19 protein-coding genes and 5 pseudogenes are annotated in these 24,748 nt (G+C 53.4%); 21 read left to right on the top strand and 3 right to left on the bottom strand.

What is annotated here, in order from left to right; translation table 11 throughout:
- Nucleotides 1-3: 3 nt before the first annotated feature.
- The 4 genes from JCM10914_RS25045 (at nt 4) to JCM10914_RS25065 (ending at nt 4,580) form a co-directional block, all read left to right on the top strand.
- A complete protein-coding gene (locus tag JCM10914_RS25045; protein ID WP_023966188.1) occupies nt 4-1,416 on the top strand; it encodes a radical SAM protein in 1,413 nt (470 codons plus the stop codon).
- 415 nt (nt 1,417-1,831) lie between these two features.
- Nucleotides 1,832-3,436 (top strand): hypothetical protein, encoded by a 1,605-nt coding sequence (locus JCM10914_RS25055; RefSeq protein WP_148300257.1) that lies wholly within the window; start codon nt 1,832-1,834, stop codon nt 3,434-3,436.
- The gene (locus tag JCM10914_RS25060) at nt 3,358-3,921 is read left to right on the top strand and encodes a DUF2325 domain-containing protein (protein ID WP_148300258.1); all 564 of its coding nucleotides are present in this window, start codon (nt 3,358-3,360) and stop codon (nt 3,919-3,921) included. Before JCM10914_RS25055 ends, JCM10914_RS25060 begins: the two co-directional genes overlap by 79 nt.
- 98 nt (nt 3,922-4,019) lie before the next feature.
- Nucleotides 4,020-4,580 (top strand): YecA family protein, encoded by a 561-nt coding sequence (locus JCM10914_RS25065; protein ID WP_023966194.1) that lies wholly within the window; start codon nt 4,020-4,022, stop codon nt 4,578-4,580.
- Between the two features lie 141 nt (nt 4,581-4,721).
- Here the strand turns inward: JCM10914_RS25065 and JCM10914_RS25070 are convergent, their stop codons facing one another.
- Both JCM10914_RS25070 and JCM10914_RS25075 read right to left on the bottom strand, forming a co-directional pair.
- Entirely contained in the window at nt 4,722-5,168 is a 447-nt protein-coding gene (locus JCM10914_RS25070; RefSeq protein ID WP_023966195.1) for a hypothetical protein, read from the bottom strand.
- 134 nt (nt 5,169-5,302) lie between these two features.
- Nucleotides 5,303-5,845, bottom strand: a complete 543-nt coding sequence (locus JCM10914_RS25075) for a GNAT family N-acetyltransferase (protein ID WP_023966197.1) — start codon at nt 5,843-5,845, stop codon at nt 5,303-5,305.
- A gap of 270 nt (nt 5,846-6,115) precedes the next feature.
- Here JCM10914_RS25075 and JCM10914_RS25080 point away from each other — a divergent pair, with 270 nt between their 5' ends.
- From JCM10914_RS25080 to JCM10914_RS25160, 17 genes and pseudogenes are all read left to right on the top strand, one after another.
- Nucleotides 6,116-6,994: a LysR family transcriptional regulator gene (locus JCM10914_RS25080; RefSeq protein WP_023966199.1), complete on the top strand. Its 879-nt coding sequence runs from the start codon at nt 6,116-6,118 to the stop codon at nt 6,992-6,994.
- Nucleotides 6,995-7,133: 139 nt separating this feature from the next.
- A complete protein-coding gene (locus JCM10914_RS25085) occupies nt 7,134-7,970 on the top strand; it encodes a transporter substrate-binding domain-containing protein (protein ID WP_023966201.1) in 837 nt (278 codons plus the stop codon).
- A 35-nt stretch (nt 7,971-8,005) separates the two neighbouring features.
- Nucleotides 8,006-8,790 (top strand): annotated as a pseudogene (locus tag JCM10914_RS25090) (amino acid ABC transporter permease).
- Nucleotides 8,787-9,509 carry an amino acid ABC transporter permease gene (locus JCM10914_RS25095; protein ID WP_023966207.1) on the top strand — a complete coding sequence of 241 codons (723 nt, stop codon included), beginning with the start codon at nt 8,787-8,789 and terminating at the stop codon, nt 9,507-9,509. The pseudogene JCM10914_RS25090 and the gene JCM10914_RS25095 overlap by 4 nt, the downstream one beginning before the upstream one ends.
- A pseudogene (locus JCM10914_RS25100) lies at nt 9,493-10,244 on the top strand (amino acid ABC transporter ATP-binding protein). Before JCM10914_RS25095 ends, JCM10914_RS25100 begins: the two are co-directional and overlap by 17 nt.
- A 13-nt stretch (nt 10,245-10,257) precedes the next feature.
- Nucleotides 10,258-11,274, top strand: coding sequence for an LLM class flavin-dependent oxidoreductase (locus JCM10914_RS25105; protein WP_023966213.1), 1,017 nt, complete (start codon nt 10,258-10,260; stop codon nt 11,272-11,274).
- A 42-nt stretch (nt 11,275-11,316) separates the two neighbouring features.
- Nucleotides 11,317-12,492, top strand: a complete 1,176-nt coding sequence (locus tag JCM10914_RS25110; protein WP_023966215.1) for a M20 peptidase aminoacylase family protein — start codon at nt 11,317-11,319, stop codon at nt 12,490-12,492.
- A gap of 63 nt (nt 12,493-12,555) precedes the next feature.
- A complete protein-coding gene (locus tag JCM10914_RS25115; protein ID WP_023966217.1) occupies nt 12,556-13,023 on the top strand; it encodes a DinB family protein in 468 nt (155 codons plus the stop codon).
- A gap of 37 nt (nt 13,024-13,060) precedes the next feature.
- Nucleotides 13,061-14,398 carry an LLM class flavin-dependent oxidoreductase gene (locus tag JCM10914_RS25120; RefSeq protein ID WP_023966219.1) on the top strand — a complete coding sequence of 446 codons (1,338 nt, stop codon included), beginning with the start codon at nt 13,061-13,063 and terminating at the stop codon, nt 14,396-14,398.
- A gap of 42 nt (nt 14,399-14,440) precedes the next feature.
- Nucleotides 14,441-15,013, top strand: a complete 573-nt coding sequence (gene ssuE, locus JCM10914_RS25125; RefSeq protein ID WP_023966220.1) for an NADPH-dependent FMN reductase — start codon at nt 14,441-14,443, stop codon at nt 15,011-15,013.
- Nucleotides 15,014-15,297: 284 nt separating this feature from the next.
- Nucleotides 15,298-16,626, top strand: coding sequence for an LLM class flavin-dependent oxidoreductase (locus tag JCM10914_RS25130; protein ID WP_023966222.1), 1,329 nt, complete (start codon nt 15,298-15,300; stop codon nt 16,624-16,626).
- A 28-nt stretch (nt 16,627-16,654) separates the two neighbouring features.
- Nucleotides 16,655-18,310, top strand: a complete 1,656-nt coding sequence (locus tag JCM10914_RS25135; RefSeq protein ID WP_036720072.1) for an ABC transporter substrate-binding protein — start codon at nt 16,655-16,657, stop codon at nt 18,308-18,310.
- Between the two features lie 27 nt (nt 18,311-18,337).
- Nucleotides 18,338-19,264, top strand: coding sequence for an ABC transporter permease (locus JCM10914_RS25140; RefSeq protein WP_023966226.1), 927 nt, complete (start codon nt 18,338-18,340; stop codon nt 19,262-19,264).
- Nucleotides 19,265-19,282: 18 nt separating this feature from the next.
- A pseudogene (locus JCM10914_RS25145) lies at nt 19,283-20,178 on the top strand (ABC transporter permease).
- 10 nt (nt 20,179-20,188) lie between these two features.
- Nucleotides 20,189-22,259 (top strand): annotated as a pseudogene (locus JCM10914_RS25150) (dipeptide ABC transporter ATP-binding protein).
- Nucleotides 22,260-22,295: 36 nt separating this feature from the next.
- Complete coding sequence (locus JCM10914_RS31010; protein ID WP_023966235.1) at nt 22,296-22,520, top strand: hypothetical protein; 225 nt, start codon at nt 22,296-22,298, stop codon at nt 22,518-22,520.
- Nucleotides 22,490-23,800 carry a DHA2 family efflux MFS transporter permease subunit gene (locus tag JCM10914_RS25160; protein WP_231638761.1) on the top strand — a complete coding sequence of 437 codons (1,311 nt, stop codon included), beginning with the start codon at nt 22,490-22,492 and terminating at the stop codon, nt 23,798-23,800. Before JCM10914_RS31010 ends, JCM10914_RS25160 begins: the two co-directional genes overlap by 31 nt.
- A gap of 82 nt (nt 23,801-23,882) precedes the next feature.
- Here the strand turns inward: JCM10914_RS25160 and JCM10914_RS25165 are convergent.
- Nucleotides 23,883-24,733, bottom strand: a pseudogene (locus JCM10914_RS25165) (ABC transporter ATP-binding protein).
- Nucleotides 24,734-24,748 lie beyond the last annotated feature (15 nt).

Raw genomic sequence — 24,748 nt, forward strand, 5'->3', positions numbered from 1 at the left:
TATATGCCAAACCGGCCTTATCTGTATCATGAACTGACGAACAGTATTTGCACGACGTGCTACCGCAAGGTTGAAGCGAAGATCATTGAAGAGGACGACAGAATCTATATGGTGAAAAGATGCCTTGTCCACGGTCCGGAGAAGGTGCTAATCTCAACCGAGGTTGATTACTACCACCAGACGAGGAAATTCATAAAGCCATCCGAAATGCCGCTGGTCTGGAATACTCCGATTCGGTATGGTTGTCCATATGATTGCGGGTTGTGCCCAGATCATGAGCAGCATAGTTGTCTGACACTGCTTGAGATCACCGACCATTGTAATCTGCAGTGTCCGATCTGTTTCGCTGAGTCTTCTCCGCATCGTACATCTTACCGTTCGCTTGCGCAAATCGAGTTCATGTTGAACCGGATCGTTGAGAACGAGGGTGAGCCTGATATCGTACAGATTAGCGGCGGCGAGCCGACAACACATCCGGATTTCTTCGATATATTGGACATGTGCAAGAGCCGTCCGATCAAGCATATCATGGTAAATACGAACGGTATTCGTATTGCCCAGGATCGTGAGTTTGCCAAGCGACTATCGGAATACATGCCGGGATTTGAGATTTATCTGCAATTCGACAGCTTTGAAGTGGATGTTCTGAAGGAGCTCCGAGGTGCCGACCTGCGCCGGATTCGGCAGCAGGCGATCGACCATTTGAATGAATTCAACATCTCGACCACCCTCGTGGTCACGTTGAAGAAAGGGCTTAACGATGGGGAGATCGGGGACATCATTCAATATGGGCTGCGGCAAAAAGCGGTGCGAGGTGTTACCATTCAACCGATTCAAGCGGCGGGAAGGCTTGAAGGCTACAACCCGGCAACCGACCGTCTAACGGTCAGCGAGGTGCGGCGAATGATCATCGACCAGTCCGGGGTGTTTGCGGATGAGGATATATTGCCGGTACCTTGCCACCCGGATTCTCTGGCGATGGGATATGCATTGAAGCTTGGCGAAGATGTGCTGCCGCTAACCCGGATGATCGATCCGCAAATATTGCTTGAGGGGGACAGCAATACGATCGTCTTCGAGCAGGACCCCGTCATCCGCGGCAAAATGTTCGAACTGCTCTCCACCGGCCATTCGCCGGAGTCATCGGCACTATCCTTGAAGAGCCTGCTCTGCTGCCTGCCGCTGGCCGCTGTGCCGGAGCAGATCACATACGATAACGTGTTCCGCGTCATTATCATGCAGTTCCTGGATGCCCACAATTTTGATGTCCGTTCTGTCAAGAAGTCCTGTGTCCATATCGTCCATCCCGATGGACGGATGATCCCGTTTGACACATATAACTTATTTTACCGCGACGATAAGGAAGAGCTGCTCAAAGAACGCAAGGAAGAAATTGTTACCGCATGGGATCGGTAAATTAATAAGTGACTGCAACCAGGGTTGGAGGCGAAGTCATATTGGATAAACATACGACAGAATCAGCACTGCACCAATTAGATCCTAATATGAATTCACCCGACCGACTTCGGCTTCATGATGATGGCAGATGCGCTTGAGCCTGTATTCAAGCAGGCAGTCGCCGGTAATGGACGAGTAGCATAGGGATGCTGAAGCACGTGGCCTGTTCCGTTTACGGGGCAGGCTTTTTCCTTATGTAGAGGCAATTTGCTAGGGGCGAATCACTACGAGATATGTCGAATCAATGGACTCTTTGTGTTTTTCCATATGCTCAACAGGAATTTCGAATTAAATAGAGAATATTACCATAAATTCACATTTTGGAAGGGAGAGGATTACTCTGAGGACAATAACCCATATATGGAACCCGCCTATGAAATGGAATGAAAATAGTCAAAGGTTCAGGGACTTGATTGGTCGTGAAGAGCTCTCTCCACCCAGAGATCGTGTGGTTGCTTTACTGAAAGAGATGGATGAAGCTGGTCAACGGCGCATGGCAAGGGAGCTGCAGTTTTCTTTTGCCAAGCGTTCTCTGAAGAGATGGCCGGAGATGATCTTTATGAAGACGCTGCGTGAGTACCTTCAACAGGCAACTCACGATCTGGATATCAGGCAACGACTCTACTTGGCGTTGATTCAGAGCATTCTGCCGTTGCTCGGTGACGAGGAAGAGGCATTGGAAAGCTTTATGGGCCGACACCAGGCGTTGATCAAGCAATACGGAGTATGGCATTTCTACTGGGCGTTTTATTTTCATCCAGCCAGAATGTTCGAGAATGAGTTATGGGAAGGTCTTAAGCCCGAGGTGGAGGAGAAGTGTATGAAGCTTGAACATTCTACCGAAGTCATGGATGCCAGAGCCAATTTAATGAAAGTTGTAGTTCGCTCATCTGTTTCCGCAACGGCTCAAGTGACGGACGAACAATCTCGTCGAATAGCGGTCGAGAAGATGCTGGCAACTGAACGAGAACGCCGTATACAGATGGAGCATGAGGTATCTCAGTACCAGAGATTGCTGCGGGAGAAGCAGAGCGAAGGAAGTGAGCTGGGTTGCCAATTGCAAGAGCTGCAGCAATATGCAGAGACCTTGGTGGCAGAAGGACAAGCGATACAGCAGCAGATCGAACAAGAACGGCGGGAGCGGCACGAAGCACTGCGACGCGTAATGTCAGAGAAAACATCGTTAACGGAACAACTACAGTTGAAGAGACAGGAACTGAAGCAGCAGGAACAGGAAACTGAGCAATATGAGCTGAAGTTGGCAGAACTGCGATCAAGTTACGATCGTATGCGAGCCGAAGCGATGGAGAGGGAGGAAATTCTGCACGATACCGGTCGTTTGCTTCGTAAGCTAAGTGAGCTTCTTCATGCCGAGATTGAGCAGATAGCTATCGCACTGAACATGAAGGAACAAGAGAGTCCGGAAGTCAGGACGGCACTGCGTAGGCAACTGCGAGCAACGGTGGACCTTTTGGATACGATGGAGCTTTATACTCATAAGGCAATCACTGTACCGGATGGGCAGAGTGTGTTAAATGGAGTTTCCATCGCCGAGACGATTCGAAATATTGAAGATACACCTAGAGCTGAGGTGTGTGCGGTCAGCGAGGCTGTGGATCAGATAGCGGAACAAGCAGGCGAAGAAGTTATCCATATCGGTACGTTTTACCGCCGTGAGCATGGCGGCTATATCCAGCTTGAGAATCAGGAGACGTTCAATATTACGGAATCGATGGTCTACAAGCATGATTTGCAGCATCAGGCAGAGGTGCAGTGTCGGCCGCGGACCCATCAGTCAGGGGGGATCTATTATGATATTGAACTGTTGTTTCAAGGAGATGATGCCGTCTCCCCCATTCGGCAGCTTGATGGGTACGTGGAGCTGGGCGAGCATCATACGTGGTATTGCGTAGAGATGAATCAGCCTCTCATCGCTATCCGCTGCATCGCAGAGACGTCGAGATCCAGAAACCGCTGAATGGGATGCCATGCACGTTTAACCTATCGGAAGACAGTGATTTCGCCCGGTTATCCCGGCTATATCGGAGCTTCTCACGCGATGAGAAACAGAGTGCGAAGGAAGTGCAGCCTGCCAAGTCCGCGGATGATCGTCATTCGCTAAGCCGAGGGGTAGAGAAGCCAGAAACTGAACCGTTTCTGCAGGGATGCTCGATTGCCATTATTGGGGGACAGCGTAAATGGTTCGAAGAAGTCATCATGGAGACAGGCGCTGCACTTGTTCATGACACGGGCGATAGTCCGGAAAGAATGAAAGCCGCTTTGCGCCGAGCGAGCGCCTTGTTTATGCTGTTAACCTCGACCTCACATCGATCGACGATTGAAGGTATCGAGATAGCGAAGCAGTATGACATTCCGCATTTTACGATCCAAGGCTCGAAGTCGAATCTGCGGAAGCTGTTGCGAGATCATCGCCACCAAATTCGAAAGGACGCTAAAATCTAACATTTTTCGATGGCCAAATTAAGGCATGTAAGCGATCTAATGTCACACTGACTCATTTCATGTATAATAGAAGAAATCACTTATATAGGAGCTAGGACATGAAAAAGTTAGGTAGGAATGATCTTTGCCACTGTGGCAGCGGAATAAAGTACAAGCGTTGCTGTCTTGAGAAGGATGAGCGCACCATTAACGGTAAGGTCATCCCGTTCCCAGGTATGGGAGCATCATCATTAAAGCCACAGCTTGAGGTTGATCAATTGCGGCAGATGATCAACGATAAGTTAACTTGGATGGAATGGGGAGCCGATGAACATCGGGAACTTGCCGAATCCTTATTCCCGCAGATTTGCCGTGAGCATGATCTGAAGGAAGAGAGTGAGCTTTTCAAGGTATTCAGTATGCTGATGGTTTGGAATAACTTCTCCAAGGAGGTTAACCCGAATTATCGCAAGCCGGGCGGATATGCGAGTGCCCTGGAATATATGACGGTATCTCTGCTGGAGATTCAGACAACCAAGTCGGATCTTGCGAAGAAGCATGAGGTGTCGGTCGCTACTTTGACGAAATACAATGGTCACATCCAGGATTTCATGGATGGCGTAGCGTTGCCTGACGAGTCTCTGACATCCGAGGACGAGGAACAGGATTCAGCACAATAAGTTGTCTTCGTTAGAACTTTAGTCAAGTTAAGCAAAGCCGCTCCGTTAGTGGAAGCGGCTTTGTTTTTTGTTATGTAAGCATTGCTGAATAAGCATAGGCATATATAAACATTTTTTGCGTTTAGTGCGATTTCGTGTAGTCTATCCAGAAACTCTGCGTATCCCCGTCAGCATCCAGCCTAAAGCAATGCCGTATAGCAGATGACCGGATAGCCAGAATAGAAGGGCGGTCAGGTCGGATAAATCCGGTGTGCGTTCAGACAAAACGGTGGTCGGATAGAGGAGGAGTCCTACGGCCAAACAGACTAGACAGACCCAAGTCAGGCTCCTTCCACGGGACCAACGCCTCCATTTCAGAAATAGGGCCAGAGCGATGCTTAGCAGAATGGAGATGACGAGATGCAGCACAAAATCGATGAATTCGGAGAGTTTCAGTTCATTTAGGACAGGGATATAATCAATGTTCAGGAGAAGCGTGTATACCTTCAATGAGGTGATATTCTCAATTAATTTCAGGAACAGCCCGAGGATCATACCGGCGACGATACCTGCCCAGATCGATCGGTTCAATTTGTATGTTAACCACATCAATGACAACCCCCTCCATTGTTCATTGTATCTTAATTGCAGCTCAAAATGGATCTACATAAATAAAAAAAACCGGGCTCATTTCTCCATAAAGAGTGGAGGAATGCCCGGTTATTTGTGGATCATCTATGATTTCACACAGCACTTTGCAGCAGCAAGGAGCCGGGCAGTTCGATCCGGTATCCTTTGACAAGGGTGTCTCCATTGAACGTATCCGTATCATAAGCCCGTTCAAAACCAAGTCTCTCATAAAGCTTCACGGCAGAGGCCATCATGTCAGAGGTATGGAGATTAAGTGTGGATGCACCGAGCTGAAGGCATCGGCGGGCAGCCTCTTGAATGAGGAGCGTAGCAATTCCGCGTCCACGGGTACCTGGGGATACGGCAAGAAGACGGATAATGGGTGAGTTGATTCCCATTTCCGGTTTCCCGTAGGCAGCTTCCGAGGAGAGGAAGAGTTGAACGCTTCCCACGATTTCCCCGCCGAGTTCAGCAACAATTCGAGCATATGGCGCACTGCTAAACGCGGAATTCCGTATGGAATCCCGATATTCCACCCATCGTTCCTCTGGTAAATCGAAGGCATACTGCTGGTAGGATTCCAGCATCACAACCGCAACAGCCTCACTTTCCCATTCCTGTGCATCCCGTACGATCACTTCTTGTACTGAATCCATTCGCTACCACTCCTTTTATCGATCATCGTATCTCCAGAAGATATAGTCACTTCCTGATAAGGTGAGATAAGTATAACAGCTAATACCTATTAAACACATGGGAAAACAAAATTATTTATTCTGACATTAAAAAAATCTATAAGCATATTAGGATTGACAATAATTTGCCAACTGCCTAAGATAAGGATAATTTATAAGGGATTTGCGTTTTAAAAACCATCTATATTCATTGGAATAATGAGTTATAATCATGTTCCCGGAGGTGCTAGCTTGAATATCGAAAATATCGAGGCCTTTGTTTACATTAACCACTATGGCAGCTTCAATAAGGCAGCAGACGTCTTGTTTCTGTCACAGCCGACAGTGACTGCCCGTATCCAGTCGCTGGAGAGGGAGCTCGACTGCAGGCTGTTCGACCGCTTGGGCAAACAGATTCATCTGACCGACAAAGGCAAACAATTTTTGCCCTACGCTCAGCAGATCCTCCAAACGTTCCAAAAAGGAAAGCATCACCTTCAATCCAAAGTGTCTATGCCCAATGAGCTGAGGATTGGCAGTACGGTTTCCGTATCCAATTACTTAATGCCCCATCTGCTTATGGTGCTAAACCGCCGTTTCCCCAAAATTAATTTTAAACTGACGACAGGCCCAACGGAAGAGCTGGCCGGCAAGCTCTCGTCCAAGGAAATTGATCTTGCCTTTGTCCGCAAGCTGATGAATCCAGCGTTTCAATCCTATTCCTTCTATGAAGATCCCATCCGTCTGTATGTATATAAGGATCATCCGCTCGCTTCCGTTGGGCGTGCCTCCATCCGAGATATCAGGCATGAGACGCTGGTATTCTTCGAGTGCGGTTCCCTGGATTGGCTGCGGATTCACCGGGTCTTCGAGAGTCTGGAGCAGCCCCCGAATATCGTGTTTCAGGTGGATAATTCCGAGACGGCGAAGAAGCTCGTGCTGGGTCGGGCGGGCATTTGTTTTCTTCCGGGTCTATGCGCTCAGCAGGAGGTAGCGGCGGGAAGTCTGATTCCAGTGGATATTGCCGAGACAGCGGGTATTTCTTTACAGACCCATCTGATCTCCCTAAACGGACAGAATAATGAGTTCTTGAATTCTCTGCTCGAGCTCGGTCGTGAATTGTCCTATTGATGAATTGGATGGATGAATAGAAAAACTCTATTAGACGCGTTCCCGAAATCGCGGTAAAGTTAGTGACAACATAATTCTTACTAAATCTATAGGAATTATTAAATTAGGGATTGGGACAAGATCGAAGGGGGATGAGGTCGTGAGGAAATCAATCGTAGCAGCCGTTGTCATCGTATTGGCAGGGGTGATCGCCGGATGCGGAGCAGACACGAAGACCGGAGAAGTACAGAAGGACAGCACGGTGAATGCAGCGGAAGGAAAAGTAACCAAGATCGTTGTCGGCACAGGCACGGCCTTCCCGAGAATCTGCTATATTGACGAGAATGGAAAGCTGACCGGCTTTGACGTTGAGCTGGTGCGGGAGATCGATAAACGTTTGCCGGAGTATGAGTTTGAGCTGCAGACCCAGGAATTTTCTAATTTGCTGCTGAGCCTGGAGACCAATAAGATCGATTTTGTAGCCCACCAGATGGAGAAGAATCCGGAGAGAACGGAAAAATACTTATTTAATAAAGAGCCTTACGCGTACTGGAGAAACAAAATTATCGTTGCTAAGGACAATGATTCCATTCAATCCTTGGATGACTTGAAAGGAAAGAAGGTGTTGACCGGGGCGACCAGCGCAGCAGCTCAGATTCTGGAGAACTACAACAAGGAGAATAACAATGCGATCAACATTGTCTATCAGAACGGTGCGGCGAACGATACCGTGAGCCAGATTACGACAAGCCGGGTGGATGCAACCGTTGGCGCGGACTTTACGCTGCCGCTGATCGATCCGCAAGGAAAGCTGAAAACAACGGGCGATCACTTGTCGGAGGCCGATATCCTGTTCGTATTCCGCAAGGATGACCCGGACAGCCAGAAGCTGTCGGACGCGGTTGATGATGCGATTAGAGAGCTTAAATCAGATGGGACGCTAGCCAAGCTGAGCAAAGAATGGCTGGGTGACGATTTCACATCGTCGACTCCATGATCTGATAAAAATACCAGAAGGGAGAAGGGGAATTCATGGGTGCGCCGTTCGATTTCTCTTATGTGCTTAGCTTTCTTCCTAAGCTATTGTCAACGCTAGGCGTCACGATGCTCATTGTGGCAGGCTCTCTGCTGGTAGGAATTATCGTCGGATTTCTGATTGCCCTTCCGCGTCTATACCAGGTTCCGGTGCTGAATGCATTCTCCAAGGTGTATATTTCGTTCTTCAGGGGAACGCCGATTCTGATTCAGCTGTTCCTATTCTATTACGGTCTGCCGGAGCTGTTGAAGCTGGTTCATATTGATATGTCCAGGGCACCCGTCATGGTATTCGTGATCCTGACCTACGGGCTTCATACCGGGGCCTTTATGTCGGAGATGATAAGGGCTTCGGTTACTGCGGTGGACAGAGGTCAAGTCGAGGCGGCGTATGCATGGGGATGAAGGGGCATCAAGCCTTCCTTCGGATTGTGCTCCCACAAGCGCTCGCTATCGCGGTTCCTGTATTCTCGAATATGGTCATTGCCTTGCTGAAGGATACCTCGCTTGCGTTTACCCTCGGGCTTATGGAGATGACGGGAAAAGCACAGACGCTCGGCAATATCACCCAGCATTTTATCGAAGCATATCTGGCGCTGGCTTTCATCTATCTAGTGATCAGCTTTACGCTTGAGAAATTGTTGCTGCGTGCCGAGCTGCGCCTGATGCGCCATGAACTTCCAGAGTCGCCGGTACGAGAGAGGTTCCGGATCCAAAAGAAATTATCCTACCGTGGCATCATCGCCCGCATGAGGCCTGAAAAAGGAGGAGCAGAGCTGTGAAAATCGATCCATCTTTCATCTGGACGGCTTTTGTCAACCTGCTGTCTGCGATTCCGACAACACTGTTAATAACCGCGGTGTCGGTTACGGCCGGATTTCTGATTGGGATGATCGCGGCGTTTGTCCGGATCTATAAAGTGCCGGTACTCAGCCAGATCGCCACCGCCTATGTGACCTTTATCCGGGGCACGCCCATGCTGACCCATCTGCTGCTGATCTATTTCGGCCTGCCGGTGCTGGTGGATGCCCTGTCCGCGCAGATGGGATGGGGCTTTAAGTCATCTTCTATTCCGATGATCTGGTTTGCCTTTATTTCGTTCTCGATTACGGCAGGTGCGTATATGTCGGAGGTGATCCGCTCAGGTCTGCTGGCCGTAAACCGGGGGCAGCTGGAGGCAGCCTACTCGATTGGCATGACAACGTGGCAAGCGCTGCGGAGGATCGTATTCCCCCAAGCCTTGGCGGTCAGCCTGCCGAACCTGTCCAATTCGGTAATCGGAATGCTTCACGGCTCGACCTTGGCTTTTACCGTATCGGTTGTAGACATTAACGCACAGGCACAGATTGTGGCATCGACCAATTGGAAGTTCTTTGAATCCTACCTGGCGGCTGCCGCGATTTTCTGGGGCCTTACGCTTCTCATTGAAAGACTGACGGCGATCATTGAGAAACGCATCAATCTCTATAATCGGGGGGAGTCGCATGATCCAGCTGACTAATATTTCAAAGTCCTATGGTAAGAATACGGTGCTGAAATCGATTGATCTGACAGTGAACAAAGGGGAGGTCGTGGTGATCCTGGGGCCGAGCGGATCAGGTAAAACGACGCTGCTGCGCTGCGTCAATTATCTCGAGAAGCCGAATGGCGGCGAGATTATCATCGGCGATTACGGCTCCATTGCAAGCGCGCCACGAAGAAGGAGATTCATGAGCTCCGTCAGAGATCGGCGATGGTGTTTCAGCAGTACAATCTGTTCAAACATAAGACGGCGATCGAGAATGTGATGGAAGGTCTGGTCGTTGTCAAAAAAATGCCGAAGGCCGAGGCAAGGGAGAAAAGCATCGCCCTGCTTGAAAAGGTCGGTCTGGCAGGTAAGATCGATGCCTACCCGAGCCAGCTCTCGGGCGGACAGCAGCAGCGGGTAGGCATTGCCCGGGCGCTGGCTCTGGAGCCCGAAGTGATTCTGTTCGATGAGCCGACATCGGCGCTCGATCCTGAGCTTGTGGGCGAAGTGCTTGCGGTCATTCGCAAAATCGCGAAGGAAGGGATCACCATGATCGTGGTGACCCATGAAATGGGCTTCGCGCGGGATGTGGCAAACCACGTGGTGTTTATGGATGAGGGCGTGATCGTTGAGCAGGGGAGTCCGTCGGAGCTGTTCAATCATCCGCGGGAAGAACGAACCAAGCAGTTCCTGAAGCGGATCACGCCTGAGCTTAACTATAGCATTTAGGAGGCCATTCAATATGGGGATTACGATAAGCGTGCTGGACCAAAGTCCAATTTATCCGGGAGAGACGGCAGCGGAGGCACTTGCCCACACCGTGCTGCTTGCCCAAAAGTCGGAGGAGCTCGGCTTCCGCCGCTTCTGGGTATCCGAGCATCATGATTCAGACCATGTGGCGGGTTCCTCGCCGGAGGTACTGATCTCCCACCTGCTGGCCAAAACGAATAGCATCCGCGTGGGGTCCGGCGGCGTCATGCTCCAGCATTACAGTCCATACAAGGTGGCGGAAAATTTCAACGTCTTGGCCGCACTTGCTCCAGGACGCGTGGATCTGGGCATCGGGCGCGCGCCCGGAGGTTTGCCGCGCAGTACGCAGGCGCTGCAGCGTGGCGTACAGGAGCAAGCGTCGTTAACGGATAAAATCGTGGAGCTTCGCCAGCACGTGTTGAACACGCTGGAGGAAGACCATCCGCTCGCCGGACTACGCGCTGCTCCGCTGCCTGAGATCGCTCCAGAGCTGTACGTCCTGGGTGCCAGCGCAGGCAGTGCGGAGATTGCGGCCGGACTCGGCCTGCCCTATGTGTTCTCCTTATTCATTAACGGGGATGAATCCGCAGCGCTGGAGGCCATTCGGATATATCGGAGCACGTTTGACTACGCTCATGGCAAGGACCCGCAGATTCTTGTAGCTCTGTCCGTGATCGTTGCCGATACGGAAGAGGAAGCGGCCGAACTGGCAGGATCGCTGAAGCTGGTGAAGATTCATCTAGCCAGCGGCAGAACGCTGACGCTGGGAACGAGGGAACAGGCGGAAGAATTCGGACGTCAGGCAGGTGAGCCGTACACGATCGAGGAGCAGGAGCCGTTCATCACCAAAGGGACGAAGGAAGCCGTGCGGGAGCAGCTGCTGCGGCTTCACCAGGCGTTGGGCATCGACGAAATCATCGTCACCACCAATGTTCAGCCCTTTGCCAAGCGCATCCGCTCATTCGAACTATTGAGCGAGACGCTGGCTGAAGTGCCCGCCGAGGCGTAATTTAATCGGCCATAGGTCCGTGACTACTTAGGAGGTTTGTAAATGCCAAGTCATACTTTATCCACAGATATAGATATCAACCGATTGATTGAGATCCGGCGCCATCTCCACCGGTTCCCTGAGCTGTCGAACGAGGAGTTCGAAACGACGCGACTGATCCGGGGGTGGCTGGAGGAAGCCGGAATACGGGTTGCGGAGTATCCGCTGGACACCGGCGTGATCGCCGAAGTAGGCGGGCTTCAAGAGGGGCCGATCATTGCGCTGCGCGCGGATATCGATGCCCTGCCGATCCAGGAAGAGACGGGTCTTCCGTTCGCCTCGACGATTCCCGGCAAAATGCATGCCTGCGGGCATGACTTTCATACGGCTGCCCTGATTGGGACGGCCTATGCCTTGAAGCAGCGTGAGCAGGAGCTGAGAGGAACCGTCAGGCTGATCTTTCAGCCGGCCGAAGAGAAGGCCAAGGGCGCAAAGCAGGTGATCGACAGCGGAGCGCTTGAAGGCGTGCAGGCCATCTTCGGCATGCATAACAAACCGGATCTGCCTGTCGGGACCATCGGTATCAAAGAAGGTCCGTTAATGGCCGCCGCGGACGGCTTCGTGGTGGAAGTGGCGGGAAAGGGGTCCCATGCGGCTGTACCCGAAGCGGGCTTGGATCCGATTGTGACCGCATCGCATATCATCACCGCGCTCCAGTCGATCGTAAGCCGGAATGTGGGCCCATTGAAGAGCGCCGTCATCAGTGTCACGAAGCTGCACAGCGGAACCGCGTGGAATGTCATTCCGGAGAAAGCGCTGCTGGAAGGGACCATTCGCACCTTCGACGATGACATACGGCTACAGGTACTTGAACGTTTCAGCCAGGTGGTTCAAGGCGTTGCGGCAGCTTTCGGAACGACAGCTGCCGTACGCTGGATCGAGGGGCCGCCGCCGGTGCATAACGATGGCGAGCTGGCAGAGCTCGGTCGTGCGGCCGCCGCCGACACGGGCTACGAAGCAGTGATACCGGTTCCTTCGCCGGCCGGGGAGGATTTTGCGGTGTATCAACGTGAAGTTCCCGGACTGTTTGTCTTCATGGGGACAGCGGGTACGCAGGAGTGGCATCATCCGGCCTTTGATCTGGATGAGCGGGCGATTCCGGTCAGCGTCGATTTCTTCACGGAACTGGCTGTGCAGGCACTTCAGTATCACGATTCCGGCAGGGAGACTTCGCGATAACAGGAGCTATTCTTATCGTCACACACAGACATCCATTTTTAAGTTTGTATTGGAGGAGATCGAATGAGTGAGATTCAGATCGAAGCTTTCGTAAATACGCATGCACAGTTGCTTGCGGCTGTCGCCGGCCTAAGCGAGGATCAACTGCAATGGAAGCAGGCACCGAACATATGGAGCGTGCAGGAGGTACTGTCCCATTTGGTGGATCACAGTATCGTGATCTCGTTTCGGATTCGGGATATTCTGGCCGGTACGACCTCGCAGCTGCCCGCATTTAATCAGGATGCCTGGGTCAGCGGTCAATATTCGAACGAAGGCAAAGCAGCCGATATTTTGGAGGCATTCCAGGGACTGCTGCATTACAACAGCTTGCTGCTTCGCCGTTTGAACGCTGTCGATGCAACCAAAACCGGCATAAATTTCAAAGGCGATACCGTCAGCGTCTCGGATATCGTCAGCGGGTTTGCCCGACACGTACAGAATCATCTCGGACAGATCGAACGCATTAAACTGGCTGCCGCTCCTGTGTGAGCGAAAGGGCGTTATTATCGATAAGGAGGAATGGAATATGGCAAAGCAAAGACAATTGAAACTGGGGGCGCTCCTGCATGGTGTAGGAGGAGGAACCTCCATGTGGCGGCATCCGGATGCGCAGCCGGATGCAAGCGTGAATTTTGAACTGTATAAGCAGTGGGTTCAGAAAGCGGAAGCGGGCAAGTTCGATCTGATCTTTATCGCGGACGGCTTGTATATCAATGAGAAATCGATACCGCATTTTCTGAACCGCTTTGAGCCGATCTCTATTCTGAGCGCCCTGGCAGCCGTCAGCACCAACATCGGTCTTGTCGGTACGTTATCGACCTCGTACAGCGAGCCGTTTACCGTTGCCCGTCAATTCGGGTCCCTTGATAAGATCAGCGACGGACGTGCCGGCTGGAACATCGTCACCTCTCCGCTGGAGGGCTCCGCCCTCAATTACGGCAAGAAGGAGCACCCGGAACATGATAAGCGATACCGAATCGCGACGGAGTATCTGGAGGTTGCCCGAGGTCTGTGGGATTCCTGGGAGGACGATGCTTTCGTGCGGAATAAGGAGACGGGCGTATTCTTCGATCCTGAGAAGCTGCACACGCTGAATCACGAAGGCGAGTTCTTCTCCGTGAAAGGACCGCTGAATATCGCCCGTTCCAAGCAGGGGCAGCCGGTCATCTTTCAAGCGGGTGCGTCAGAGGTTGGCAAGAATTATGCTTCCAAGGAAGCCGATGCGGTATTCACCGGGCATGAGCGTGTGGAAGATGCGGTAGCCTTTTATCAGGACGTTAAATCGCGTGCAGCCGGATTCGGTCGAAATCCGGATGAAGTATTGATCTTCCCAGGCATCGGGCCGATTATCGGCAATACCCCGGAGGAAGCCGAGCGCAAATATCAGGAAGCGGCAAGTCTGGTGACCATCGAGAATGCCTTGAATTATCTCGGCCGCTTCTTCGAACATCACGACTTCTCCCAATACCCGCTGGATGAGCCATTCCCTGAGCTGGGCGACCTGGGCAGGAACAGCTTCCAGAGCGGTACCGACAAAATCAAACGGGATGCCAAGGAGAAGGGACTCACGCTTCGTCAAGTGGCGCTGCAGTCGGCCACGCCCCGCGGCGGTTTTATCGGCACCCCGGAGCAGGTGGCAGACAAGATTCAGGCCTGGTTTGAGGCGGGTGCGGCAGATGGCTTCATGATTACCGCGGCCGTGCCGAACGGACTAGAGGATTTTGTGGACCTGGTCGTGCCGATTCTGCAGGAGAGAGGCATTTACAGAACGGAGTATGAGAGCGACACGCTGCGCGGCAATTTGGGATTGCCCGTGCCCCTGAATCGCTACAGCAAGGATCAGGCAGTTGCTGCCCGTTCCTAAGAGGGAATGAAGAGCATTTACAAATAAGGAGGAAGACCAGCTATGACGAAAATTGCATTTATAGCCGGAAGCCCGACACAAGGGTCTCGTTTGTTCGGATTGACGCAGTACTTAGAGGACCGTCTGGTCATTGCCGGCTACGAGATCGAATTTATCTCGGCAGCCGATCTACCCGCGGAGGACTTGCTGCGGGCCGATTTCAACAGTCCGGCCATCAAGCAGGCCATCGCGGCAGTTGAAGGTGCCGCTGCCGTAATCATTGCAAGCCCGGTGTACAAGGCTTCCTATTCGGGAGCGCTGAAGACGATTCTGGACCTGCTTCCCCAAAAAGGCCTGCAGGGCAAAGTCGTGCTCCCGCTCTTTATCGGAGGCACCATCGCACATCTGCTTGCCGTGGATTATGCGCTGAAACCGGTGGTATCTGCACTTGGAGGGACCAACATTCTCGGAGGCGTCTTTGCTGTAGATCAGTGGGTCACCCGCCTGGAGTTGGGCGGTTACGATATCACGGAGCAACTGAGAGAACGCCTGGATGATGCGCTGAATGATCTGTATACAGAGCTGGCTCGTTATGCATCGGATGTGCCGACAGAACGGCAGGAGCAGGCTGTCTAACGCCTGGACCCCAAAGGCAGAACCGTCATCGTCAGATGCTGCAGCAACCACGATCCTAACCGTGGATCGTGGTTTTTGTGCTGCCATTATCACCACGGTATAAAGGTTCTAATAGAGAATCGAAAAGCGAGGATAGAACTTCTCTATATGATCTTGTAGATGGGAAAGCAGGGTGGTAGAGTTATCAACAACTTAATTCCGACTATACTCATGGGAAAGGTTTAATCAAGGCATAGCAAGGGGATCTTCCAGTTTCAAAATCAATGGTAAAGGTGGAGTGGAACATGGGTAGAGATAGAAAGCTTCGATTGGGAGCTTCCATTCATGGAGTGGGCAGCAGTCACACTGCATGGAGGCATCCGCGGATTCCTTCGGATGCCAGCGTCAGTATTCCTTTTTATACGGGACAGGCGCTGAAGGCTGAAGAAGGCAAGTTTGATTTTGTATTTGTGGCGGACGGTCTGTATATCAACGACAAATCGATACCGCATTTTCTAAATCGCTTTGAACCGATTACGATCTTGTCGGCGCTGGGTGCGGTCACTTCAAGGATCGGGCTGGTCGGAACCCTTTCGACTTCATACAGCGAACCATTCACGGTTGCCCGGCAGTTCGCGTCAATCGATCACATTAGCGGAGGTAGAGCCGGATGGAACGTAGTCACCTCTCCACTGGAAGGAACCGCCCTGAATTTCGGGCGTCACAGACATCCGTCGCATCCTGAGCGCTACCGGATCGCCGAAGAATATCTGGACGTGGTGAAGGGGCTGTGGGATTCATGGGAGGACGATGCCTTTATCCGTGATAAGGCGAGCGGCGTATTCTTCGATCCTGCCAAGCTGCACCGGCTGAACCATGAAGGCGAGCATTTCTCCGTGCAAGGACCGCTTAACATTGCTCGTTCCAGACAAGGGCAGCCGGTCGTATTTCAAGCCGGGTCGTCCGACAGTGGCCGGTCCCTGGCAGCCAAAACCGCGGATGCGGTCTTTACCGGCCCGGATTCGATCGAGGAAGCGAAGTCGTTCTACAAGGATGTGAAGAGGCGAGCCGCGGAATACGGCCGTTCACAAGACGACATTCTGATCTTTCCGGGGATTGGGCCGATTGTGGGCGCAACCGAGGAAGAGGCAGAGCGGAAATACCGCGAGATTGCGGAGCTGGTCACACCGGAGAAGGCGCTTGAATACCTGGGGCGTTACTTTGAACACCATGACTTCTCCCAGTATCCGCTTGACGAGCCGTTCCCCGATCTGGGCGATTTCGGTTCGAACAGCTTCCGCAGCACCACGGACCGCATCAAGCAGCGGGCGAAGGAACAGAACCTTACGCTGCGCCAAGTGGCGCTGCAGGAAGCTACGCCAAGAACGGTGTTCATCGGCACGCCGGAGAGGGTGGCCGATCTCCTGCAGCAGTGGTTCGAAGAGGAAGCTGCCGACGGGTTCATCATTGGCGCAAGCGTACCGGGCGGTTTAGATGACTTCGTGGACCTGGTTGTGCCGATTCTGAGGGAACGCGGATTGTTCCGAACCGAGTACGAGGAGGACACCCTGCGAGGAAATCTCGGCATTCCCGTTCCGGTCAATCGCTATACCCGGGAACCATTACAAACATAATTCGGATGTGGAGGGAGTCGTTATGGATATGAGAAGCCATGCTCGAAATCGAAGAAAGTCGGTTACCGCTGCTGTTCTGGGGATGATGCTCCTGCTGTCCGCTTGCGGAGGGCAGCAAGCCTCTTCAGGGAATACAACAGCCGCCGGAACGCTAGTCGCCACGCAAGGCGTGCCTGCTCAGGGAGGAGAGCTCAGTTTTGCCCTTGCAACATCGCCTGACACGCTGGATCCGCACCGCAGCGGGCTAGCGGTATCGGTTCGCGTCATTCGCACGATTCACGACAGCCTGGTCGTGCAACTGCCAGACCATACGATCAAGCCATGGCTGGCGACGGAGTGGGAAATCTCGGAGGATGGGCTCAGCTATACGTTCAAGCTGCGGGAGGACGTGAGGTTCCATGACGGTACCCCGTTTAATGCGGAAGCAGTGAAATATAACTTTGACCGGATTTTGGATCCGGCCACGAAAGCGTCCAATGCAGCAGCACTGCTTCAGCCTTATCAATCCTCGGAAGTCCTGGACGAGTATACAGTCAAGCTGAATCTGGCAACGCCGTCCAGAGCTTTCCTCGGTAATCTGAGCCAAGCGCTGCTCGGCATTGTCTCCCCGACGGCCGCACAGCAATACGGCGATCAGCTAGGTCAGCAACCTGTGGGCACAGGTCCGTTCAAGTTCGTGAAATGGGAGGAGAACGCAGGGATTCAGGTGGAGCGCAATCCAGACTACAAGTGGGCGCCGGAACTGGTGACCAATCAGGGAGCGCCTTATTTGGACGGGATCGATTTCAGAATCGTACCGGAGGAAGCCACACGGATCGGCAGCGTTCAGAGTAAGCAGGTGCTTGCCGCGGAGACGGTACCGCCGCAAAATATTTTGACATTGGAGAAGGACCCGAACTTCCAGCTGCTGCAGACGAACACCGTTGGATTGCCTTATACGCTTTTTTTTAATAAGGATCGCGAACCATGGAATGAGCTGAAAGCCCGGCAGGCCGTCCAGCTCGCGGTGGATGTGGATACGATCGTCAAGACGTTGTATTTGGGCACCTACGAGCGTGCCTGGTCTCCGCTGACGCCGGGAACATTCGGTTATGACGCATCGCTTGAGCAAGCGATTAAGCCTGATATCCCGAAGGCCAATCAGTTGCTGGATGAGCTGGGATGGGTGAGGGGAGAAGACGGTATTCGGGCCAAGGACGGCAAGAAGCTTGCGCTTCATTATGTGGACGGCACCCCGAACCGGGAGAAGCGCAATGATATTGCGGTGATGATTCAGCAGCAGCTGAAGCAGATCGGCATCGCCGTCGAGGTCGAGATCACGAAGGATATTCGCACGGTGGTGTATACCAACGGCAACTATGACTTGTATGGCAACAGCCAGGTGAACTCGGACCCGAACGCACTCTACTCGTTCTATCACTCTTACGATCCGAAAGGCCAGGCCAGTCTGTCCAGGCTGAACGAGCCGGAAGTGGATCAATGGCTTGAACAGGGGCGGGTGGAGAAGGACGACGAGAAACGTGCAGAGCTGTATAAGCAGGTGCAGCAATATATCATCGAACATGCCATCATCCTTCCGATTTATGTGTTTCCATATACGGTGGCAGCATCGAATTCGGTTCAAGGCGTGTTGTTCGATTCGCTGGGCTACCCATTATTTAATGATGTGTCTCTACAAAAATAACAGAAGGGGAAGGGGGCTTGAAGGCGTATGGCTAGGACGTTGATCGAACGGGTGCTGACTTCTCTGCTCGTCATTGTCGGTTCGCTCGTTCTGGTGTTCTCCATTCTCTATGTTCTTCCCGGGGACCCCACGGATAATATGGTGGACCCCTCCATGGCAACCCCGGAGGTGATCGCGAACCTGAGGCACCAACTTGGGGTAGATCAACCCTTTCATATTCAGTTCCTGCGTTATTTCGGCAGCATTATTCAAGGCGATTTCGGTACATCGCTCATCAATTCCGATCCGGTGCTGCCGAAGATCGTGAAGAGCTTCCCGGCAACCCTTGCACTGACGGCCGCTAGCTCCCTGGTCTCGATCATCGTCGGTATTTTGCTTGGGGTATTGTCCGCCATTCACCGGAACAAGGCGATTGATATCATCGCCCGGATCGTCGGTTTATTCGGGATATCGATGCCCACCTTCTGGTCAGGCATCCTGCTGATTCTGATCTTCTCGATTACACTCGGCTGGTTCCCGGCGATGGGCTCGGATGGTTGGAAGACGCTGGTGCTGCCGGCTCTGGCGCTCGGCACGGTTGGAGCGGGCTTCATCGTACGCATGGTTCGTAACAGCATGCTGGATGTGATCAGCGAACCGTTCATGGTTACTTTACGCTCCAAGGGTCTTGCGGAGCGGGCAGTGATGTACCGGCATGCGCTGCGCAATGCTTTAATTCCGGCAGTGACCATGATCGGCATGTTAATCGGCGAGATGCTGGCCGGCACGGTTGTCATTGAGACCGTATTTTCCCGGCAAGGGATCGGGAGGATTATCGCGGACGCCATCATGGCCAAGGATCTGCCGGTCGTTCAAGGCGTCATTCTTTTTTCCGCGATCATCTACGTGATTGTGAACCTGCTCGTGGATATTTCCTATACATTTATTGATCCGCGTGTCAGACGTTCGGCTTAAACAAGAGGAGGGAATAATATGAGAGAGGTGGTATCCGCCAAAACGGTTTGGCGTGAACGAAGGTTGATGTCCCCGGCTGCGCGCCGGATCCGCCGGTTCTCGGCGAATGATTGGTTTCTGTACGCCGCAGGCTGGTCGTTCTGTTTATTGCAGCTTGCGCCATCGTACCGCAGTGGATCGCGCCTTATGCCCCGACGGATATGCTGACAGACCGTATTATGCAGGCACCGAGTGCGGCCCATATATTCGGTACCGATTATTTTGGCAGGGATATCTTCAGCGTGGTCGTTCATGGAAGCCGGGATTCGCTCTTTATCGGCTTTGCCTCTGTGCTCGTTGGCGGGCTGATCGGCGGGACAGTCGGTGCATTGTCCGGATATGCCGGGGGCTGGGTGGATACCGTCATGATGCGGTTGAATGACATTCTGATGACCATACCGGGCATCCTGCTTGCGCTCGCCATTGCCGGCGCCCTCGGACCGAGTCTGTTCAATATTGTGCTGGCGGTGGCGGTCTCCGCCATACCGGGTTATGCCCGCGTGATGCGGGCTCAGATTATGAGCATCAAGAACCGTACCTTCGTGAAGGCTGCTGGGTCCATCGGCGTTTCGCCGCTGCGTGTTTTTTGGGATCATGTACTGCCGAACAGCCTATCTCCCTTGCTGGTTATGGCAACCATCGGCATCGGTACTTCCATTCTGACGGGGGCGGGGCTGAGCTTCCTTGGCCTGGGCGTACTCCGCGAAGTACCGGACTGGGGGACGCTGCTCTCCCAAGGCAGGGGATATTTGACCGTCGCATGGTGGATGTGTACTTTTCCAGGGCTGGCGATTACGGTATTCGTGCTGTCCGTCAATATCATTGGGGACCGTCTGAGAGATCATCTCGATCCGAAGAAAATCACGCAGCCATAGGAGGGCATATATGGGTAATTTACTGGATATTCAGCAGCTGTCCGTTGATTTCAGAACCCAGCGAGGGACGATCCAGGCCATCCGGGATGTGACGCTTGCGATTGGGGCAGGAGAAACGGTATGTCTGGTCGGCGAGTCTGGGAGCGGCAAGACAGTAACGTCCAAAGCCATTATGCGCCTGATTGATCATGAGCAGGGTCAGATTACAGGTGGAAGCTTGACGCTTGGCGGGACGGATCTTACCGGCTTGACCGAGGCCGAGCTGAGACGATATCGGGGGAAAAAAATGGCGATGGTATTTCAAGAGCCCATGGCGGCCTTCGATCCGGTCTTTACCATTGGACAGCAGATTCAGGAAACCATTCTGCAGCATGAGCGGGTATCCAAGCGGGAAGCGCGGGATCGGGCCGCCAGCCTGCTTGCACGGGTAGGCATCCCCGAGCCGGAGCTGCGGCTGAAGCAGTATCCGGGGGAATTGTCCGGCGGGATGCTGCAAAGGGCGATGATCGCGATGGCGTTGTCCTGCGGACCGGACCTTCTGATCGCGGACGAACCGACAACCGCGCTCGATGTCACGATACAAGCTCAGATCTTGCGTCTGCTGAAGGATCTGCAGCATGAATTCGGCATGTCCATCCTGTTGATAACGCATGATCTGAGCATCGCAGCTGACATGGCGGACCGGATCGTGGTGATGTATGCGGGGGAGATCGTTGAAGAAGCGCCTGCGGCTGAACTGTTTACGCTTCCCCGGCATCCCTATACGCGCGGACTGCTTCGTTCGGTAGCCACCCTCGATACGGTTCGTGGGTCCAAGCTTCATTCGATTGAAGGATCCATTCCGAATCTGGCTGCGCTGCCTGAGGGCTGCCGCTTTCATCCGCGCTGCCCCTTTGCGAGCAAGCGGTGCTCGCAGGAGGTGCCGTCCTTGTTGGGCGATGAAGGGAGGAAGGCGGCTTGCTGGCATTCGGAGGAGCTGGTGCAGAGGACGGACTGGCTTGCCGCCGGAGCGGCGGCTGTATCCGAAGCTGCTCCGGGTGAAGCATCACAAGCATTATCGGCTGATGCTGACCTTGGCGTGGCGGATACGAACACGAAGAATGTCTTGCTCGGAGAAGATCCTGAAGTGCTGTTTGCCGTAGAGAATCTGCGGAAATATTACCCCGTGCAAGGAGGAGGCTTCGGGGCTAGAAGGCAGATCCGGGCCGTGGATGACGTAACCTTCACGATTCGGAGGAGAGAAACCTTCGGGCTCGTCGGTGAATCGGGCAGCGGCAAATCCACGCTGGGCCGCGTGCTGCTGCAGATGGAGCGGGCAACGGAGGGCCGGGTTCTGTTCGAAGGAGAGGATCTGACGAAGCTTGGAGGGAAAAAATTGCGCCAGGCCCGTCGCCATATGCAGACGATATTCCAGGACCCTTACGGATCGCTTGATCCCCGCTGGAAGATCGGGGACAGTATTGCAGAACCGCTCTTGGCTCACCGTCATCTGCCTGCATCGGCCGTGCAGGAGCGCGTCCATGAGCTGCTCGGTCTGGTCGGGCTTGACCCATCCTGGGGGGAGCGGTATCCCCATGAATTCTCCGGCGGGCAGCGACAACGTATCGGCATTGCCAGAGCCATTGCGCTGAATCCTCTGTTTATCCTGCAGATGAAGCCGTATCTGCCTGGATGTGTCGGTTCAGGCGCAGATTATGAATCTGTTGCAGGACTTGCAGCAGAAGCTTGGGCTTACCTATCTGTTCATTGCTCACGGGCTGCAAGCCGTTCGTCATCTGTCCGACCGGATCGGCGTGATGTATCTCGGGAAGCTGGTGGAGATTGCGCCGAGCGAATCTTTGTTCTTGAGCCCGGCCCATCCGTATACGCGGGCGTTGATCGATTCCATACCACAGAGGTCCCCTGGCGGAGGCCAGTCGACGGGCGGCATTGAAGGAGAAATTCCGTCTCCGGCGAACCCGCCTCCAGGCTGTCGGTTCCATACCCGCTGCCCGCTGGCAACCTCGCGCTGCCGTGAAGAGGAGCCGGAGCTGCTGCTTCTGGATAACGGTCATCATGCAGCCTGCCATTATCCGCTGTGAGCACAAAAGCGGCAGTGTCCCTTGGGAGGTTAAGACATGTCAATTAATAAGGGCCGCCTTAGGGTGAATAACGACGGCGGGGGACAGGCGGATGAGCTCCCTTTCTGGCCGGTCCTGATTACGTTATTTCTTGGTTCCTTTGTCGGCATGTACCATGTCGTCTCCCTCAATGTGTCCCTCCCGGGTTTCATGGCATATTCGATGCTGAGCTGCGCACGGTACAGTGGATCATTACCGGCTTCTCGCTTGCCTGCGGCATGATTACGCCGGTGAGCGGATACCTCATCGATCGTTTTGGAGGGAAGTCGATGTTCTTGCTGTCTCTTGCGGGAATCACGATAGGCTCCGTTCTGTGCGCGCTCTCGTGGAACATTTATGCACTCATCGGGTTTCGCATGGTACAAGGCTTGTTCTGCGGGCTGATCCAGCCCATCTCGCTCACGATGATCTACCGGACGCTGCCGCGAGAAAGACAACCGTTTGCGGTTAGTGTGTGGTCATTCTCGACGGTTCTGGGTACTGCCATCGGCCCTTCGCTTAGCGGCTGGTTCCAGCAGCATGATTGGCATCTGATCTTTCTGGTCACGGTGCCGATCGGAGCAGCAGCTTGGATCGCTGCCTTGATACTGCTTCCATCGAGGTTTACCCTGGTTCGCAAACGGCTGGATACAGCGGGCCTTGTACTGGCAACGGTAGGGAGTCTATCCTTACTGTTGCTCTTTGGCAATCTACATGCTTGGGGTATGGAATCTCCACTAACATGGGGATGTTTGATCATAAGCATTCTAAGTGCAATCATGTTTGTCCGGGTTGAACTACGGAAGCGGGAACCGCTTCTGAATCTAAGATTATTCCGCAATATAACCTTTACGATCAGCTTGGCCGTCTCGCTCATTCTAACCTTTGCACTCTATTCCGGTGTCTATTTCATTCCGTTGTTTCTCGAGGAAATTCAGGGTCTGTCTCCCTTCCAGGTCGGATTGCTGTTCCTTCCGGCAGCAGCGTGCCTCACGATCGCTACCTTCCTGTCAGGAAGGTGGTACACCTCATGGGGACCGGCGATCCTTATCGCGCTCGGCAGCCTGATCCTGTTCGTCACGACCTTCCGATTCAGCAAGCTTCATATGGAAACGACGCTGATCTCCGTCATGATCTGGATGTGCATCCGTAACGTCGGCTCCGGGCTGGCTATTTCCCCGGCAACAAGTGCAGCAATGGCAGCGGTCACGGAGCAGGAATCGGGCCATGCATCCGCGCTGCTGAACTGGCTGCGGCAGGTATTCAGCTCGATTTCGCTCGGCATGTTCACGTCCCTGTTCTATGCACGGATGAATGTGCATGAGAGCCGGCTGTCTAACGGGGGCCCCGGTGAAAGCGCGGAGTGGTTGCATAGGATGGTCTACACGCGGAGCATCGATGATGTTTTTCTCATGGCGAGCGGGCTGGTTGCATTGGCCATACCTTTGGCTTTACTCCTTCGGCGAAGACGGCCAGCGGCAGAATTATCCGGCAGCTCGACCATACAAGAGTCATCGGCATAGCTGGTGCAGTACCATATATAGAAAGGGATGCTTCGCTCTGGCCGTAGGTGGCAGAGTGAAGCATCCCTTTCTAAGGTACAATCTATACCATTGTCAATTCCGGTGGAGGTGCTGCTTCTGCTGTTTCCGGCTGGGCAGCCGAGGGCCGACGCATACCTTTCCCGTGCGGGACGCACATTGGGGTTCCATACAGGGGGTCGGGATGATTTCGCATGGCAGCTGAAAGACGTTCTGCATCAGCTCGGGACTGATGATATCCCCCGGGTTTCCTTTTGCCTGGATGTTCCCGTCCCGTATGGCAACGATATGATCCGCATAACGGCAAGCCAGATTAATGTCATGCAGCACCATGACGATGGTCCGTTGTTCCTGAACGTTTAGATCGTATAATAAATCCAGCACTTCGATCTGATGCGTCAAATCCAGATAAGTGGTCGGTTCATCCAGCAGAATGATCGGCGTCTCCTGTGCCAGCGTCATCGCGATCCAGGCGCGTTGGCGTTGGCCGCCGGAGAGGGAGTCGACGGTTCGATCTGCCAATTCGGACAGTCCAGTCGATGCGAGGGCCGCAGTAACCGCCATTTCGTCCTCGCGTGACCATTGGCGCAACCAGCTCTGGTAAGGATAGCGTCCTTGCTTCACCAGCTGCGTCACCGTTAAGCCTTCCGGCGCGGTAGGTCCTTGAGGCAAAATAGCGAGCTTGCGGGCGACATCTTTCGTGGACAAGCTTGCGATGTCGGCCCCGTCCAGCACAACCGAACCGCGCTGAGGCTTCAGCAGCCTGGCCATCGAGCGCAGCAGGGTGGATTTGCCGCAACCGTTGCTGCCGATAAAGACGGTAATCTTGCCGATCGGCACCGTCACATCCAAATTTTCGAAGATAAAGTCTCCTCCATACGACAGCCCCAATCCCTTGGCTTCCAGCGTGTTCATGACGCCAGCTCCTTT

The sequence above is a fragment of the Paenibacillus sp. JCM 10914 genome, assembly GCF_001315105.1.
Lineage (GTDB): Bacteria > Bacillota > Bacilli > Paenibacillales > Paenibacillaceae > Paenibacillus_AQ.